Raw genomic sequence first — 15,942 nt, forward strand, 5'->3', positions numbered from 1 at the left:
ATTACTCCCCCGAGCCCTCTTCAACTTTAGCGCTCAACGGGCCTCAAGTAGCCCGAAGGCCGATAGGCCCCCTTAAGAAGTGGGGAAGCCGCGCACCTTCAGCAGGGCCGCCACGTCCGGGTTGCGGCCGCGGAACTGGCGATAGGCCTCGCCGCGGTCCGTGGTGTTGCCCGGGGCTAGGATGATCGACTTGAAGCGGCCGCCGATGTCCGGATTGAAGACGTCGCCCGACTCTTCGAAGTAGGCCCAGGTGTCGGCGTCCATCACTTCCGACCACAGGTAGGAATAGTAGCCGGCCGAATAGGCGTCCGAGGTGAAGAGGTGGTTGAACTGCGGCAGGCGGTGCCGCATCACGATCTCCTTGGGCATGCCCAGGCGGTCCAGCGAGGCTTTCTCGAAGGCGCCGATATCGGTCGGGGGCGTGGCCTGCGTGTGCAGATCCATGTCGACCAGGGCCGAGGACAGGTAGCTGACCGTGGCGTAGCCCTGGTTGAAGGTCGAGGAGGCCTCGATCTTGTCCACCAGCGCCTGCGGCATCGGCTGCTTGGTCTCGACGTGCTTCATGTAGCCGTCGAGGATCGGGCGGCTCAGCACCCAGTGCTCGTGCACCTGCGACGGATATTCCACGAAGTCACGCGGCGTGTTGCCGAACGACGGATAGGTCACGACCGACGAGAAGTAGTGCAGGGCGTGGCCGAACTCGTGGAACAGGGTCTCGGCGTCGTCCAGCGAGATCAGCAGGGGTTGACCGGCCTCGGCCTTGACGAAGTTGTTGTTGTTCGAGGCCAGGATCGGCTTCGACCCCGTCAGCTGAGAGAAGGACCGGTAGGTGGTCATCCAGGCGCCCGAACGCTTGCCCGGACGGGCGAAGTCGTCGGCGTAGTAGAGGCCGATCAGCTTGCCGGTGGCCTTGTCGGTGACCTCATAGGTGGTCACGTCGGGCTCGAAGGTCGAGACAGTCCCCTTGGCCAGCGGCTTGAAGACGAAGCCGTACAGGCGCTCGGCCATGTAGAAGGAGGCCGCGCGGACCGCGTGCAGTTCGAAGTAGGGCTTCAGCTCGTTCTGATCGAGGTCGTACTTGGCCTTGCGGACCTTCTCGGCGAAGTAGAGGTAGTCCCAGGGCTCGATGTCGAAACCGGCGATCGCCTTCATGTCGGCGACCTCCTCGGCGACGCGGGCCTTGGCCGGGGCCCAGACGCGCTGCATCAGCTCCATCGCCGCGGCCGGGGTCTTGGCCATGGTGTCCTGCATGCGCCATTCGGCGTGGTTGCCGAAGCCGAGCAGCCTGGCGCGCTGCTGACGCAGGGCCACGATCTGGGCGATGGTCGACTTGGTGTCGTTGGCGTCGCCGTTGTCGCCACGCTTGACGAACTTCTTCCACACCTGCTCGCGCAGGGCGCGGTCGTCGGCGAAGGTCAGGAAGGGATCGACGCTGGAGCGGGTGTTGACGATGGCCCAGCCCTGGACGTTGCGGGCGCGGGCGGCGGCGGCGGCGGCGGCCTTGTTCGAGTCGGGCAGGCCCTTCAGGCCGGCCTCGCTGGTGATGACGGTCCAGGTGTTCTCATCGGCCACCACCTTCTGACCGAAGCCGGTGAAGGCGTTCGACAGGGCGGTGTTGATACGGCCCAGCTCGGCCTTGCCGGCGGCGTCCAGGGCGGCGCCGTTGCGCACGAAGGCGTCGCGGCTGCGCTCGGCCAGACGTTTCTGCTGGGCGTTCAGGCCGGCGGCGTCGGCGCCGTCGGCCACGGCCTTGATCCGCTGGAACAGCTTCTCGTTGAAGGTGATCTCGTCCGAGGCGGCCGACAGGATCGGCGACAGCTCGGTCTCCAGCGCGTCCCAGGCGTCGCCGCCGATGTTCGACGTCATGACGCTGAAGACGTTCATGGCGCGGTCCAGCGGCTCGCCGGCCAGCTCCATGGCCACCAGGGTGTTGGCGAAGGTCGGGGCGTCGGGGTTGTTGGCGACGGCGGCGACGTCGGCGCGTTGCAGCTCGATGCCTTCCAGAATGGCTTCGCGCATCTTGGGCGCCGTCACCTTGTCCCAGGGAGGCACGCCCTCATAGGGGCCGGTCCAGGGCTGCAGCAGCTCGGCGCGCGGGGCGGTCGTCGGCAGGACGGCGCGAGCGATGCGGGCTTCATCAGCGGTCGAAAGGGCCGCGGCCGATCCGGTCATTCCGTTCTCCAGAGCGCCGGCGGAGGCGCAGCCCGAAAGGGCGAAGAGGCTCGCGCCCCCGATGAGAAGATGGCGTCTGTGCATCCAGGTCTCCCAACCATAGCTGTTTTCGACCCGCCCCGACGCGCTCGTCCGGGCAGGCTTATGCCTCGATGTAATCCTAACCATTGGACGACGGAACCCCACGGGTCTAAAGGCCGCTGCATGGCGATAGGCGTTTTTGACTCCGGCGTGGGGGGCCTGACGGTCCACCGCGAACTCACGACCCGCTTTCCGACGCGGGACTTCATCTATCTGGGCGACCAGGCCCACGCCCCCTATGGCGGGCGCGGCGGCGAGGACATCGTCGAACTGACGCGCGCCGGGTGCGAGCGTCTGTTCGAGGCCGGCGCCTCGGTCGTGATCCTGGCCTGCAACACGGCCTCGGCCATCGCCTTGCGCCGCCTGCAGCAGACCTGGATTCCCGGCATGCGTGAGAAGCTGGGCCGCCCGGTCAACGTCCTGGGCATCATCGTCCCGACGATCGAGGCGGCGACTGGCCTGCCCTGGTCCTATGAGGCCGAGCGCAACGGCCGACTGGAAGGCGAGAAGAAACAGGCGATCGACGTCACCGGCGTCTTCTGCACGGCCGCCACGGCCATGAGCCGCGTCTATGAGATCGAGATCGACAAGCGCCGCGAGGACCTGGCCGTCTTCACCGAGCCCTGCCCCGGCCTGGCCGGCCTGATCGAACTGGGCGCGCCGACCGAGGAGCTGAGGGTGGTGGTCAACGACCACGTCGACGCCCTGCGTCGCCGCATCGGCCGTCACCCCGACAAGGCCATCCTTGGCTGCACCCACTACGAGATCGTCGCCGACCTGTTCGCCGACGCCCTGCCGGCAGGCGTGCAGGTGATCAGCCAGCCGAGCGCCGTGGCCGACTCCCTGGAGCGCTATTTCGCGCGCCACCCCGAATACGACCTGGGCTCATCCGGTCGCCGCGACTTCCTGACCACCGGCACGCCGGGCCCGCAGTCGGAGCTGATCGCCCGCTTCTGGGGCGCGCCCCTGACCTTCGACGCCGCCTGATCACTCCGCCGGATTTGAGCGGCGCTGGCCGAAGGTCGGCGCCCGCTCCTTCTGCTGCGCCCAGTAGGCCGGACCGTCGTCCGGCTTGAACATGGTGCGGGGCACGCCGTTGCGGTCCACCACGGCGAAGGTGTTGGTCGAGGCCTGGTAGTAGAGGGTGTCGCCGTTCGGTCGCTTGACCGTCTCGGTCCCGCGCGGCGTCGCCTCGATGAAGGTCCGCACCTTCTGCAGATAGTCGTCCGCCGACTTGGCCCCGAAGGCCGCGCCATTACGCTCATACAGACGCTGGACCTTGGCGTCGGCGGTTTCGCGCCGGTTGGCCGTGACCGGGGGTTTGGCCTCGGGCGCGGCCGCGACCGTCTCGCTCTCGGGCGCCGCCGCCGAGATCAGGGCGACCGGCTCGGCCGCCGCTCGTTCGCGCGTCTGAACCGCCGAGCCGCCGCTGTCGCAGGCCGCCAGAACCAGCGCCGCGAGCGCCGCCGTCGCCATCTGAATTCGCATGGGTCGTCCCTCCCTGAAAAGCCCGCCGAACGCAGTTAGGCATATGTTATTTGTTCTGGCAATGTTCCATGGTCGCCGCGCGTCGAGCCGCGGCTTTGTCTCGACGGCGTCATGCGGCGCCGCTAGAGATTCCTCATGACCGCATCCTCGCTTTCCGGCCGCAAGATTCTGCTGATCGTCGGCGGCGGCATCGCCGCCTACAAGGCGCTGGAGCTGACGCGGCTGTTGAAGAAGGCCGGGGCCGAGGTGATGAGCCTGCTGACCCCCGCCGGGGCCGAGTTCGTCACCCCCATGTCGCTGGCGGCCCTGACCGGCCATCCGGTGCGCCAGGCCCTGTTCATGCCCGAGGACGAGACGGCCATGGGCCATATCGAGCTGTCGCGCTGGGCCGATCTGGTGGTGGTGGCGCCGGCGACGGCGGGGCTGATCGCCAAGGCCGCGAACGGCATGGCCGACGACCTGGCCTCGACCACGCTTCTGGCCACCGACAAGAAGGTTCTGCTGGCCCCGGCCATGAACGTGCGCATGTGGCTGCACCCGGCGGTTCAGGCCAATGTCGAGCGGCTGAAAAGCTTCGACGGCTTCCACGGCTCGGCCGTGGTCGGCCCCGACGATGGCGAGATGGCCTGCGGCGAGTTCGGCCCCGGCCGCATGGCCGAACCCGCCGTCATCCTCGACGCGATCGCCCGCCTGCTGGCTGGCCCTGACGGCCGCCCGCTGACCGGCAAGACCGCCGTCGTCACCGCCGGGCCGACCTTTGAGCCCATCGACCCGGTGCGCGGCCTGACCAACCGGTCCAGCGGCAAGCAGGGCTACGCCGTCGCCGCCGCCCTGGCCGAACTGGGCGCCGAGGTGACCCTGATCTCCGGCCCCGTGGCCCTGGACGCGCCCGTCGGCGTCACCCGCCTCTGGGTCGAGGCCGCGACCGAGATGAAGGCCGCCGTCGAGGCCCGCCTGCCCGCCGATATCGCCGTGATGAGCGCCGCCGTCGCCGACTGGCGCGTGGACGGCGTCGCCTCGGGCAAGATCAAGAAGAAGCCGGGCGGTCCGCCCTCCCTGGCCCTGATCGAGAACCCCGACATCCTGGCCGGCGTCTCGGCGCCCGGCCCGAAGCGCCCGAAACTGGTGGTCGGCTTCGCCGCCGAGACCAGCGACCTGGAGGGCAATGCTCGCGCCAAGCTGTCCAGAAAGGGTTGCGACTGGATCGTCGGCAACGACGTCTCGGGCGAGGTCTTCGGCTCCGACGGCAACGCCGTGACCCTGTTCACCCGGGACGGCGCCGAGCCCTGGCCGCGCCAGTCCAAGACCGAGGTGGCGCGCAAGCTCGCCGCCCGCATCGCCGATCACTTCAAGGCCTGAAAGATCCCTTCATGACCACCGTCCGCGTCCAACGTCTGCCCCACGCCGAGGGCCTGGCCCTGCCCGCCTATGAGACGACGGGATCGGCGGGCATGGACCTGCGCGCCGCCCTGCCGGAATTCGAGCCGGTGATCCTCGCTCCCGGCGAGCGCAGACTGATCCCGACGGGCCTGAAGATCGCCCTGGAGCCCGGCTATGAGGCCCAGGTGCGGCCCCGTTCGGGCCTGGCCCTGAAGCACGGCGTCACCTGCCTGAACTCGCCCGGCACCATCGACAGCGACTATCGCGGCGAGGTCGGGGTCATCCTGATCAACCACGGCCAGCTCGCCTTCGAGATCAACCGCGGCGAACGCATCGCCCAGATGGTCATTGCCCCCTACGCCCAGGCCGTCATGGCCGAGGTCGAGGCCCTGGACGAGACCGCGCGCGGCGCCGGCGGCTTCGGCTCTACGGGGAAATAGGCCGGAACGTCAGACCGTCGAACTGGGCGAGGGCGGCGTGATCTCGCGGTGCAGAACCCGCTCGCGCCAGGCGGTGTAGAGACCGCTGCCGGCGATCAGGGCGGCCCCGATCAGGGTCGCCCCCGTCGGCGCGTCGCTCAGCAGCAGCCAGCCCAGAACCACGGCCCCGACCATCTGCAGATAGTCCAGCGGGGCCAGGACCGAGACCGGGGCGTGCTGCAGCGAGGTGGTCATCAGCAGCTGGGCCAGTCCGCCCGCCAGCCCGCCCGCCGCCAGCACGGCCAGCACCGTCCAGCTGTGGCTGTGCCCGTCCATCAGGGCCAGCCCTCCGCCCACCAGGGCGCAGGCGACGAAGAACCAGAAGACGATAGCGGTCGCCGATTCCGTCTTGCCGAGCTGGCGCAGGGTGACGGTGACCGAAGCCGCGACGAAGGCCCCGCCCAGCGCGAACAGCAGACCGCCCAGCGGCGGCGCCCCCTCGGAGCCGGGGCGCACCAGGACCAGAACCCCGACGAAGCCCAGGATGACCGCCGTCCAGCGATGACGCCCCACCTTCTCCTTCAGAACGAGGATGGACAGCAGGGTGGCGAAGATGGGCGCGGTGAAGCCGATGGTGGTGGCGTCGGCCAGCGGCAGCAACCGCAAGCCCTGGAAGATCAGCAGGATGCCCGTCACCCCCAGGGCGCAGCGCCAGACGTGAACCATAGGCCGCCGGGTCGAGATCGCGGCCAGTCCCCCGCCGCTGGTCAGCACCCAGAACAGCACCACCGGCAGGCCGAAGATCGAACGGTAGAAGACCATCTCGCCCGCCGAGACGGGCTCCATCGTCGCCGCCCACTTCATCAGGGCGTACATCAGGGAGAAGCTGAGGGCGGCCGCCGCCCGCAGCATGATGCCGTAGCGGCTCCCCTGTCTGACGCCCGGCCGGCTCATCCGCCGATCAGGCCTGACGGAAGCCGAGCACGTCCTGCATGTCGTAGAGGCCGGGGCGGCGGTTGCGCACCCAGGCGGCGGCGGCCACGGCCCCCTTGGCGAACAGGGAGCGGTCGATGGCCGAGTGCGACAGGGTCAGCAGTTCGTCGTCCGAGCCGAACAGGACCGTGTGCTCGCCGATGACGCCGCCGGCCCGCAGGGAGGCGAAGCCGATCTTGCCGGGCTCGCGCGGGCCGGTGATGCCGGCATAGGGGGCGGTCTTCAGGTCTTCCAGATCACGGCCCCGCCCGTTGGCGGCGGCCTCGCCCAGCATCAGGGCGGTGCCCGAGGGGGCGTCCACCTTGCGACGGTGATGGGTCTCCAGCACCTCGATGTCCCAGTCGCGGCCGTCCAGACGCTGGGCCGCGTGTTCGACCAGACCGATCAGGATGTTGAGACCCAGCGAGAAGTTGCCGCTGCGGACGATGGCGATCTTCTCGGCCGCCGCCTCAAGTTCTGCATCCTGTTCCGCCGACAGGCCGGTGGAGCCGATGACCAGGGCCGGAGCTCCGCGCGCGGCGCAGGCCTTGGCCAGTTCGACCGAGGCTTCGGGCGTGGAGAAGTCGATGATGACGTCGCACAGGTTCAGGTCGGGCGTCTCGCCGCGATCGAAACGGGCCGCGACCACTACGTCCTCGCGGGCGTCGAGGACTTGTGAAACGGCGCGGCCCATGCGGCCCCGGGCGCCGGAGATGCCGGCGTGGAAGATGTCGCTCACGCGGTCTCTTTCGGATTGTCGGCGTCGCCGCCCAGGATGTCGGCCCAGAAGCGCTTGGCCTTGCCGGCGAAGCTGGTGTTGCGCGGAGTCTGGGTCTCGCCCAGCGACGCCGCCAGCTCGGTCAGCAGCTCCTTCTGACGCGGGGTCAGATCGGTCGGGGTCTCGACGAACAGCTCGACCACCAGATCGCCGCGCTGGCGGCCGTTCAGGTGTGGCATGCCCTTGCCCTTGATGCGGACGGTCTTGCCGGTCTGGGCGCCGGCGGGCACCTCGACCGTGGCCCTGCACTTGCCGTCGCAGGCCTCGGACACCAGACAGGGGGCGTCGACGACGCCGCCGAGCGCCGCCACCGTCATCGGCACCGGCACCGTGACCAGCAGGTCCAGGTTGTCGCGCTCGAACAGTTCGTGGTCGTGCACCGACAGGAAGACATAGAGGTCGCCGCGCGGGCCGCCGCGCTGACCGGCCTCGCCCTCGCCCGACAGGCGGATGCGCGAGCCGTCGTCGACGCCGGCCGGGATCTTGAGGCTGAGCTGGCGGTTCTTGCGGACCTGACCGTGGCCGTGGCACGTCCCGCAGGGGTCGGCGATCATCTCGCCCGAACCGCCGCAGCGGGGGCAGGTGCGCTCAACCTGGAAGAAGCCGTTGGCCTGACGCACGCGCCCGGCGCCGCCGCAGGTGGAGCAGATGGTCGGCTTGGTCCCGGCCTTGGCGCCCGAACCGTCGCAGACCTCGCAGGTCATGGTGGTGGGGACCGAAATCTCGACCTCGGCGCCCTTGTAGGCCTGCTCCAGGGTGATCTCGAGGTCATAGCGCAGGTCCGAGCCGCGACGCGGACCGCCCTGCTGCTGACGTCCGCCCCGGCCGCCGAACGCATCGCCAAAGGCGTCGCCGAAGACCTGGGAGAAGATGTCGTTGATGTCGTGGAAGCCCTGACCGCCACCGCGTCCGAACGGGTCGCCGCCGCCGGCGCCGCCGTTCACGCCCGCATGACCGAACCGGTCATAGGCCGCGCGCTTCTGATCGTCCGACAGCACCGTATAGGCCTCGGAGATCTCCTTGAACTTGGCGAGGGATTCCTCCGAGCCGCCGTTGCGGTCGGGGTGGTGGGTCATGGCCAGCTTGCGATAGGCCGACTTCAGGCCAGCGGCGTCGATGGTCCGCTCGACCCCCAGAATTTCGTAATAGTCACGCTGCGCCATCAGGCGTTCGTCCTCTTACTTTCCCGTCGCGCCCGCCGTCCCCGTTAAGCCGAGGATCGTACGTTCGCGGATGACCCAACGGCCATGTCTGCTGACATGGGCGCCCGGTCGAATGATGCAAGTTTTATGAAACGGCCCCGCCTGCCGTCTGGCAAGCGGGGCCGGTCGTCATAAGCCGCGTTTCGTTACGCGTTCTTCTTGTCGTCGTCGGCGTCCGAGACTTCCTCGAACTCGGCGTCGACCACGCCGTCGTCAGCCGGAGCTTCCGAGGCACCGTCTTCACCGGCGCCCTGCTGGGCGGCGTACATGGCCTCGCCCAGCTTCATCGAAGCCTGGGCCAGGGTGTTGGTCTTCTCACGGATGACTTCCGGGTCCGTGCCGTCCTTGGCCGACTTCAGGTCGTCCAGGGCCGACTGGATGGTCGCCTTGGTCGCGTCGTCGATCTTGTCGCCGTGTTCCGACAGGGCCTTCTCGGTCGAGTGGATCAGGCTGTCGGCGCCGTTGGCGGCCTCGACCAGATCCTTGCGGGCCTTGTCGGCCGCGGCGTTGGCCTCGGCTTCCTTGACCATCTTGTCGATGTCCGCGTCCGACAGGCCGCCGTTGGCCTGAATGCGGATCGACTGTTCCTTGTTGGTCGCCTTGTCCTTGGCGGTGACGTGGACGATGCCGTTGGCGTCGATGTCGAAGGCGACCTCGATCTGCGGCATGCCGCGCGGCGCCGGCGGGATGCCCATCAGGTCGAACTGACCCAGGACCTTGTTGTCGGCGGCCATCGGGCGCTCGCCCTGGAAGACCCGGATCGTCACGGCCGACTGGTTGTCGTCGGCGGTCGAGAAGACCTGGCTCTTCTTGGTCGGGATGGTGGTGTTGCGCTCGATCAGCGGGGTGAAGACGCCGCCCAGGGTTTCGATGCCCAGGGTCAGCGGGGTCACGTCCAGCAGCAGCACGTCCTTAACGTCGCCTTGCAGAACGCCGGCCTGAACGGCGGCGCCCAGGGCCACGACTTCGTCAGGGTTCACGCCCTTGTGCGGCTCCTTGCCGAAGAAGGCCTTCACGGCTTCCACGACCTTGGGCATGCGGGTCATGCCGCCGACCAGGACGACCTCGTCGATGTCGCCGGCCTTCAGACCGGCGTCGGCCAGGGCCTTCTTGCAGGGCTCGATCGTACGCTGAATCAGGTCGTCGACCAGGGCTTCCAGCTTGGCGCGCGACAGCTTGATGTTCAGGTGCAGCGGACCCGAGGCGTTCATGGTGATGAAGGGCAGGTTGACCTCGTACTGCGACGTCGAGGACAGCTCCTTCTTGGCCTTCTCGGCCTCTTCCTTCAGGCGCTGCAGGGCCAGCTTGTCGGTCCGCAGATCGACGCCTTGCTCCTTCTTGAACTCGTCGGCCAGGTAGTCGACCAGACGCAGGTCGAAGTCCTCGCCGCCCAGGAAGGTGTCGCCGTTGGTCGACTTCACCTCGAAGACGCCGTCGCCGATCTCCAGGATCGAGACGTCGAAGGTGCCGCCGCCCAGGTCATAGACGGCGATCTTCTGACCGTCGTTCTTCTCCAGGCCATAGGCCAGGGCGGCCGCGGTCGGCTCGTTGATGATGCGCAGGACTTCCAGGCCGGCGATCTTGCCGGCGTCCTTGGTCGCCTGACGCTGGGCGTCGTTGAAGTAGGCCGGAACGGTGATGACGGCCTGGGTCACGGTCTCGCCGAGGTAGGCCTCCGCGGCCTCCTTCATCTTGCCGAGGGTGAAGGCTGAGACCTGCTGGGGCGAATAGTCCTTGCCGTGGGCGCGCACCCAGGCGTCGCCGTTCGGGCCCTTGACGATCTCGTAGGGCACCATGCCCTTGTCCTTGGCCACCACCGGGTCATCGAAATTGCGGCCGATCAGGCGCTTGATGGCGAAGAAGGTGTTGGTCGGGTTGGTGACCGCCTGGCGACGCGCAGGCTGGCCGACGAGGACCTCGCCGCTGTCCTGGATCGCCACGACCGACGGGGTCGTGCGGTTGCCTTCGGCGTTCTCGATGACCTTGGGGTTCTTGCCGTCCATGACGGCGACGCACGAGTTGGTCGTGCCGAGGTCGATGCCGATGATCTTGGCCATGAGCTTGTCTTTTCACTCCTTGCGGCGGGCGATGCGGCGGCCTTCGAAAAGCGCCGCGCGTGACCGCCCCCAGTTGGGCTGAAAGCCGTTCCGGTCGTCCGGTCGGGCAGGTTGAATGGTTGCGGTCGAAAGCCCCAGCAACTTCGGGGTTTCTTCCAGACTGGCCCGGATATGGGAAAGACCGCAGGGGCTGCAAGGGTTTCGTGCGGTTCGGGATGGATTCGGTGGAGTTTCCCGCAATAGACCCGCTCCCGGCGGCTGAGGGCTCGAGCCCAAGAGCGAAGCCTGCACCCTGCCGTCACCCCGGACGGCCCGAAGGGACGATCCGGGGCCCAGTCGCTGGATCCGAAGACGACTGGGCGGAATGTTGGGCGCCTGGGTTCCGGGTTCGCTTCGCGCCCCGGAATGACGGCAAGGATGGACGAGACGCTTCTCCCACTGAGGGATGGGTCTTAAACGGGGAATATGTCTCCACCTCGCGAAACCCCGACCGGCCTGCCCGGCTTTCGCCTGTGGCCGGGCGCGCTGGACGCCGCGGCGCAGAAGGCGCTGCTGGATCAGGTGCTGACGGCGGCGGAGAGCGCGCCCTTCTATCGACCGGTGACGCCGGGCGGTCGGCCCTTCTCGGTCGAGATGACGGGGATGGGGCCTCTGGCCTGGGTTTCGGACCGGGCGGGCTATCGCTATCAGCCGACCCACCCGATCACCGACGCCCCCTGGCCGCCGATGCCGCAGGCCCTGCTCGACCTGTGGGACGCCCTGACCGACTGGCCCGCCCCGCCGGACGCCTGCCTGGTCAACCTCTATCGCGGGGAGGCGAAGATGGGCCTGCATCAAGATCGCGACGAAGCCGATCTGTCGGCGCCCGTCCTGTCAGTGTCGCTGGGCGATACGGCGGTCTTCCGCATCGGCGCGGCCGAAGGCGGCAAGACCCACAGCCTGAAACTGGCGTCCGGCGACGTCTGCGCCCTGACCGGCCCGGCCCGCCTGGCCCGGCACGGGATCGACCGGTTGCTGGCGGGCTCGTCCAGGCTGGTCCCCGGCGGCGGGCGGATCAATCTGACGCTGAGACGGGCGCGCTGATCGGGACTCGACGGGGACATCAAAGCCGGGCCACAGTCCCGGCCTCATTTGTGACGCAGCACCGGAGACCCGCGATGACCCTGATCACCCGGCCCGAGGGCCTGAGCACCGACCAGATCGCCCCCAGCCGCCGCAGTCTGGGGGTCGCGGCCCTCGGCGGCGTGGCCTTCGCCGCCTACGCCCCCGCCGCCCTCAGCCAGGCGGCCAGCCCGATCACCACCGACAGCGCCGGCCTGACCGCCCACACCGTCTCCTTCCCGGCTCCCGACGGCTTCGAACTGCCCGCCTATGTCGCGCGGCCCGAGGGCGACGGTCCCTTCCCCGTGGTCATCGTCGTGTCCGAGATCTTCGGCGTGCACGAATACATCCGCGACATCTGCCGCCGCCTGGCCAAGGCCGGTTACGCCGCCGTCGCACCGGCCTTCTTCGTGCGCAAGGAAGACCCGGCCCCGCTCAGCGACATGGCCGCCATCATGACCATCGTCGGGGCCGCCGGATACGAGCAGGTCATGGGCGACGTGGCCGCCGCGCTGGAATGGATCGGCCTGCAGGCCTGGGCCAAGTCGGACAAGGTCGGGATCACCGGCTACTGCTGGGGCGGCAAGGTGGTGTGGCAGGCCTGCGCCCGCTTCCCGGCGCTCGACGCCGGGGTCGCCTGGTATGGCCGCCTCGCTCCCGCCGCCAACGCCACCGAAGAGCAGAAGACGGCGGGCCGCCCCTGGCCCGTCGATCTGGCCGCCGAGCTCAAGGCGCCGGTGCTGGGCCTCTACGGCGGACAGGACGGCGGCATCCCCGTCGCCAGCGTCGAGGCCATGCGTGCGGCTCTGACCGCCGCCGGCAAGAGCGACAGCCAGATCATCCTCTACGACGACGCCCCGCACGGCTTCCACGCCGACTACCGCGCCAGCTACCGCGAGGCGGATGCGCAGGATGGGTGGCGACGGCTGCTGACGTTTTTCAGCACCCGCTTGAAATAGCCCTGCACTTCTTCCGTCATTCCGGGGCGCGAAGCGAACCCGGAACCCAGGCGCCAGACGTCTCGCCGCCCATGCCATTGAAGCCGCCGCCTGGGCCCCGGATCGTCCCTTCAGGCCGTCCGGGGTGACGGCGAGAGAATGCGGTCTCAAATGAAAAAGGCCCGGAGCGTCTGCTCCGGGCCTTTCCCGTTCTCAATCAGCCGAAACTCACGCCTTGGCGTCGAAATTCCCGCCGGTCGTATTGGCTTCCGAATAGCCGCCGCCCGCTGAACCCGAACCCTTGGCGGCGACCGCCACCATGGCGGCGCGCACGGTGCGGCCGAACAGGGCGTAGCCGGGCTGCAGGGTCTGGATCACCGTGCCGCCCGGCACGCTGTCCGAGGGCTGCTCCATCACGGCCTGATGCAGATGGGGGTCGAAGGCCTCGCCCGGCTCGGGCGCGACGCGGGTCAGACCGTTGGATTCAAAGGCCGACAGCAGGGATTTCTGAGTAAGCTCCAGGCCCGTGACCATGGCGGCGGCGGCGCTGTCGGTCTCGGCGCCTTCCAGCACCTTGGGCGCCGACAGCAGGCCGCGTTCCAGGGTGTCGGCCACGCTCAGCAGGTCCTTGGCGAAACGCTGGATGGCGTAGGCGCGGGCGTCGTTGGCCTGGCTCTCGGCGCGGCGCTTGGTGTTTTCGGCATCGGCCACGGCGCGCAGGGCGCGGTCCTTCCACTGGTCGCGCTCGGCGATCAGGGCGTCGACCACGGCCATGTCGCCGTCTTCGGCGGCTTCCTGTGCGGCGTCGATGGCGGCCTCTCCCATGTCCTGCTCGAGTTGGTCCCGGGTCTCGTCGTTGATGTCGTTCACGTCTCTTGTCCGTCCAGAATCCGGCCCAGCACCCGGGCGGTATAGTCCACCAACGGGATGACACGGGCATAGTTCAGTCTTGCAGGGCCGATGACGCCGATGGCGCCCAGCATCCGCTGCCGACCCGTCATATAGGGCGCCGCGATCACGGCGGAACCCGAAAGCGAAAACAAGCGTGTTTCGGCGCCGATGAAGATGCGCACCCCCTGGGCCGCCCCGACCCCGTCCAGCAGGCCGATCAGCTGTTCCTTCTGCTCCAGATCGTCGAACAGGACGCGCACCCGCTCCAGATCCTCGAGGGCTTCCGCGTCCTGCAGCAGGTTGGCGCGGCCGCGCACGATCAGGGCCCGGTCGCGTTCGCCCCCGCCGGACCAGGCGGCCAGACCGTCCTCGACCAGGCGGGCGGCGGCGGCGTCCAGCTCGCGCCGGGCGGCGTCCAGTTCGGCGCTCATCTCGGTGCGCGCCTCGGCCAGGGGGCGGCCCTTCAGCCGGGCGTTGAGGAAGTTGGAGGCCTCGCTCAGCGTCGAGGGCGTCACCCCCGCCGACAGGGGCATCAGCCGGTTCTCGACCGTTCCGTCGTCCCCGACCAGAACGGCCAGGGCCTGATCATGGCCCAGGGCCACGAACTCGACGTGCTTGACGCCCGCGTCGCGCACCGGGCTGGCGACGATGCCCGCCCCGCCGGCCAGGCCGGACAGAAGGTTGCTGGCGGCGTCCAGCGCCTCTTCGAAGTTGCGCCCCTTCCCCGCCAGCCGCGCGTCGATCTCGCGGCGTTCTTCCTGGCCGATGTCGCCGACCTCCAGCAGGCCGTCGACGAAGAGGCGCAGGCCCGCATGGGTCGGCACCCGGCCCGCCGAGGTGTGGGGCGAGGCCAGCAGTCCGGCGAGCGTCAGATCCTGCATGGTGTTGCGGATCGAGGCCGGCGACAGGGCCAAGCCGCCCCGCGAAATGGTGCGCGACCCGACCGGCTCGCCCGTCTCCAGATAGGTCTCGACGATGCGGCGGAAGATGTCGCGCGCGCGGGCGTCCAGCGTCCCCAGGCCAGCGGGGGCGCTTCCGAACGGCGACGGATGGGGGGCATACAGGCTCACGCTTTCAGGATAAGCACGCCCCACTCAGGTTCCAAGGAAATCCCATGCGCCCGTCTGAACGCACCCCCGAACAACTCCGCGCCGTCACGCTGGAGACCGGCGTCAACCGCTACGCCGAGGGCTCGTGCCTGGTCACCTTCGGCCACACCAAGGTCCTTTGCACAGCCTCGGTCGAGGAGAAGGTGCCGGGCTGGATGCGCAACACCGGCCAGGGCTGGGTCACGGCCGAGTACGGCATGCTGCCCCGCGCCACCCACACGCGCGGTCGTCGTGAAGCCGCCGCCGGCAAGCAGTCGGGCCGCACGCAGGAAATCCAGCGCCTGATCGGCCGCTCGCTGCGCGCCGTGGTCGACCTGAAAGCCCTCGGCGAGCGTCAGGTCCTGATCGACTGCGACGTCATCCAGGCCGACGGCGGCACCCGCACCGCCTCGATCACCGGCGCCTGGGTGGCCATGGCCACCGCCCTCAACTACCTCAAGGACGAGGGCGTGCTGAAGGCTGACCCGATCATCGACCAGGTCGCGGCCGTGTCCTGCGGCATCTTCAACGACCTGCCGGTTCTGGACCTCGACTATGAGGAAGACTCCACCGCCGAGGCCGACAGCAACTTCGTCCTGACCGGCGCCGGCGGCATCGTCGAGATCCAGGCCACGGGCGAGAAGCGCGGCTTCAGCCGCCCCGAGTTCGACCGCCTGTTCGAACTGGCCGGCATCGGCTGCGCCGAACTGTTCGCCCTGCAACGGGCCGCCCTCGGCCGCTGATTATCGAGGACTAGGCCGCGAGGGCTGATCAAGGCATGGTGCGGTCTTCTGCGAACGGAGACTGCCTCATGCGCCCCGCCCTCGCCGCCTCGCTTCTGGCCCTGACGGCCGCCCTGCTGACCGGATGCGGCCAGCCGCAGACCTCACCCGCCGAGACTCCGCCGCCCGCGGGCGTCAACACGCCGCTGTCGCAGGAACCGATCGACGCCGTGCCGCTCAAGGACGCGCCAGTCGCGCCGCCCAAACCCAAGACCGAAGCCAAGGTCGAGCCCAAGCCGGAAGCCGAGCCGGAGGCGCCCGCCGTCACGCCCGTCGGCGAGCCCGGCTCCTGCCTGGCCGAGATCGGCGAGGCCCGCTCCAAACGTCTGGTCGAGCGCTGCATCGCCGTCAGCCCCGCCACCCGCCCGCCCTGCAACAGCGCCAACCCCTGCGACATGATCCAGGGCGAGATCGACCGGTCCTGCGCCATGTACGGCCCGGATGAGACCAAGCCGAAGGAATGCGGGGCCTGATCCCAAACGCCGCCGCCTCTCCCTCCCCTTCATGGGGAGGGAGAAACAGCGCTCAAACAGCCCGCGACCGCGTCGCGGGCGATAGCGCCCCAAAAAGAAAAAAGGCCCCGCCGTTTCCAG

General features: G+C 69.0%; 15 protein-coding genes. 7 read left to right on the forward strand and 8 right to left on the reverse strand.

The annotated features are described in order from the left end of the window. Window positions 1-72: 72 nt before the first annotated feature. Window positions 73-2,172 (reverse strand): M3 family metallopeptidase, encoded by a 2,100-nt coding sequence (locus ACI2KI_RS16185; RefSeq protein WP_312064757.1) that lies wholly within the window; start codon window positions 2,170-2,172, stop codon window positions 73-75. Window positions 2,173-2,376: 204 nt separating this feature from the next. Between ACI2KI_RS16185 and ACI2KI_RS16190 the strand changes: the two genes are divergently transcribed. Then, entirely contained in the window at window positions 2,377-3,240 is an 864-nt protein-coding gene (locus tag ACI2KI_RS16190) for a glutamate racemase (protein WP_404621712.1), read from the forward strand. On the opposite strand, the gene ACI2KI_RS16195 is transcribed toward ACI2KI_RS16190, so the two are convergent. After that, window positions 3,241-3,741: an S-type pyocin family protein gene (locus ACI2KI_RS16195; protein WP_404621714.1), complete on the reverse strand. Its 501-nt coding sequence runs from the start codon at window positions 3,739-3,741 to the stop codon at window positions 3,241-3,243. Window positions 3,742-3,876: 135 nt separating this feature from the next. Between ACI2KI_RS16195 and coaBC the strand changes: the two genes are divergently transcribed. Both coaBC and dut read left to right on the forward strand, forming a co-directional pair. Further along, window positions 3,877-5,100 (forward strand): bifunctional phosphopantothenoylcysteine decarboxylase/phosphopantothenate--cysteine ligase CoaBC, encoded by a 1,224-nt coding sequence (gene coaBC / locus ACI2KI_RS16200; protein ID WP_404621716.1) that lies wholly within the window; start codon window positions 3,877-3,879, stop codon window positions 5,098-5,100. 11 nt (window positions 5,101-5,111) lie between these two features. Continuing rightward, window positions 5,112-5,561 (forward strand): dUTP diphosphatase, encoded by a 450-nt coding sequence (gene dut / locus ACI2KI_RS16205; RefSeq protein ID WP_404621718.1) that lies wholly within the window; start codon window positions 5,112-5,114, stop codon window positions 5,559-5,561. Window positions 5,562-5,570: 9 nt separating this feature from the next. Here dut and ACI2KI_RS16210 read toward each other — a convergent pair whose 3' ends face one another. The 4 genes from ACI2KI_RS16210 to dnaK form a co-directional block, all read right to left on the reverse strand. Continuing rightward, a complete protein-coding gene (locus ACI2KI_RS16210; protein ID WP_404621720.1) occupies window positions 5,571-6,494 on the reverse strand; it encodes a DMT family transporter in 924 nt (307 codons plus the stop codon). A gap of 7 nt (window positions 6,495-6,501) precedes the next feature. After that, complete coding sequence (dapB, locus tag ACI2KI_RS16215; RefSeq protein ID WP_404621722.1) at window positions 6,502-7,251, reverse strand: 4-hydroxy-tetrahydrodipicolinate reductase; 750 nt, start codon at window positions 7,249-7,251, stop codon at window positions 6,502-6,504. Further along, entirely contained in the window at window positions 7,248-8,453 is a 1,206-nt protein-coding gene (gene dnaJ, locus ACI2KI_RS16220; protein ID WP_404621724.1) for a molecular chaperone DnaJ, read from the reverse strand. The genes dapB and dnaJ overlap by 4 nt, the downstream gene beginning before the upstream one ends. Window positions 8,454-8,638: 185 nt before the next feature. Further along, window positions 8,639-10,549, reverse strand: coding sequence for a molecular chaperone DnaK (gene dnaK, locus ACI2KI_RS16225; protein WP_404621726.1), 1,911 nt, complete (start codon window positions 10,547-10,549; stop codon window positions 8,639-8,641). Window positions 10,550-11,014: 465 nt separating this feature from the next. On the opposite strand from dnaK, the gene ACI2KI_RS16230 reads away from it, so the two are divergent. Further along, window positions 11,015-11,632 carry an alpha-ketoglutarate-dependent dioxygenase AlkB family protein gene (locus ACI2KI_RS16230; RefSeq protein WP_404621728.1) on the forward strand — a complete coding sequence of 206 codons (618 nt, stop codon included), beginning with the start codon at window positions 11,015-11,017 and terminating at the stop codon, window positions 11,630-11,632. 74 nt (window positions 11,633-11,706) lie between these two features. Continuing rightward, a complete protein-coding gene (locus ACI2KI_RS16235) occupies window positions 11,707-12,609 on the forward strand; it encodes a dienelactone hydrolase family protein (protein ID WP_404621730.1) in 903 nt (300 codons plus the stop codon). A gap of 207 nt (window positions 12,610-12,816) precedes the next feature. On the opposite strand, the gene grpE is transcribed toward ACI2KI_RS16235, so the two are convergent. Both grpE and hrcA read right to left on the reverse strand, forming a co-directional pair. After that, window positions 12,817-13,413 (reverse strand): nucleotide exchange factor GrpE, encoded by a 597-nt coding sequence (gene grpE / locus ACI2KI_RS16240; protein ID WP_404621756.1) that lies wholly within the window; start codon window positions 13,411-13,413, stop codon window positions 12,817-12,819. 41 nt (window positions 13,414-13,454) lie between these two features. After that, on the reverse strand, window positions 13,455-14,543 hold the full coding sequence (gene hrcA, locus ACI2KI_RS16245) for a heat-inducible transcriptional repressor HrcA (RefSeq protein ID WP_404621758.1): 1,089 nt from the start codon (window positions 14,541-14,543) through the stop codon (window positions 13,455-13,457). 50 nt (window positions 14,544-14,593) lie between these two features. Here hrcA and rph point away from each other — a divergent pair, with 50 nt between their 5' ends. Beyond that, on the forward strand, window positions 14,594-15,310 hold the full coding sequence (rph, locus tag ACI2KI_RS16250) for a ribonuclease PH (protein ID WP_404621732.1): 717 nt from the start codon (window positions 14,594-14,596) through the stop codon (window positions 15,308-15,310). Window positions 15,311-15,378: 68 nt separating this feature from the next. After that, window positions 15,379-15,822 carry a hypothetical protein gene (locus tag ACI2KI_RS16255; protein ID WP_404621734.1) on the forward strand — a complete coding sequence of 148 codons (444 nt, stop codon included), beginning with the start codon at window positions 15,379-15,381 and terminating at the stop codon, window positions 15,820-15,822. The last annotated feature ends 120 nt before the right edge of the window (window positions 15,823-15,942 follow it).

The organism is Brevundimonas sp. NPDC046655 (assembly GCF_044901625.1).
Classification (GTDB): Bacteria; Pseudomonadota; Alphaproteobacteria; order Caulobacterales; family Caulobacteraceae; genus Brevundimonas.

Bases quoted from the DNA above. Each gene is read 5' to 3' on its own strand.
- ACI2KI_RS16185 (WP_312064757.1), bottom strand. From the start codon at position 2,172: ATGACCGGATCGGCCGCGGCCCTTTCGACCGCTGATGAAGCCCGCATC.
- ACI2KI_RS16190 (WP_404621712.1), top strand. From the start codon at position 2,377: ATGGCGATAGGCGTTTTTGACTCCGGCGTGGGGGGCCTGACGGTCCAC.
- ACI2KI_RS16195 (WP_404621714.1), bottom strand. From the start codon at position 3,741: ATGCGAATTCAGATGGCGACGGCGGCGCTCGCGGCGCTGGTTCTGGCG.
- coaBC (WP_404621716.1), top strand. From the start codon at position 3,877: ATGACCGCATCCTCGCTTTCCGGCCGCAAGATTCTGCTGATCGTCGGC.
- dut (WP_404621718.1), top strand. From the start codon at position 5,112: ATGACCACCGTCCGCGTCCAACGTCTGCCCCACGCCGAGGGCCTGGCC.
- ACI2KI_RS16210 (WP_404621720.1), bottom strand. From the start codon at position 6,494: ATGAGCCGGCCGGGCGTCAGACAGGGGAGCCGCTACGGCATCATGCTG.
- dnaJ (WP_404621724.1), bottom strand. From the start codon at position 8,453: ATGGCGCAGCGTGACTATTACGAAATTCTGGGGGTCGAGCGGACCATC.
- dnaK (WP_404621726.1), bottom strand. From the start codon at position 10,549: ATGGCCAAGATCATCGGCATCGACCTCGGCACGACCAACTCGTGCGTC.
- ACI2KI_RS16230 (WP_404621728.1), top strand. From the start codon at position 11,015: ATGTCTCCACCTCGCGAAACCCCGACCGGCCTGCCCGGCTTTCGCCTG.
- ACI2KI_RS16235 (WP_404621730.1), top strand. From the start codon at position 11,707: ATGACCCTGATCACCCGGCCCGAGGGCCTGAGCACCGACCAGATCGCC.
- grpE (WP_404621756.1), bottom strand. From the start codon at position 13,413: ATGGGAGAGGCCGCCATCGACGCCGCACAGGAAGCCGCCGAAGACGGC.
- rph (WP_404621732.1), top strand. From the start codon at position 14,594: ATGCGCCCGTCTGAACGCACCCCCGAACAACTCCGCGCCGTCACGCTG.
- ACI2KI_RS16255 (WP_404621734.1), top strand. From the start codon at position 15,379: ATGCGCCCCGCCCTCGCCGCCTCGCTTCTGGCCCTGACGGCCGCCCTG.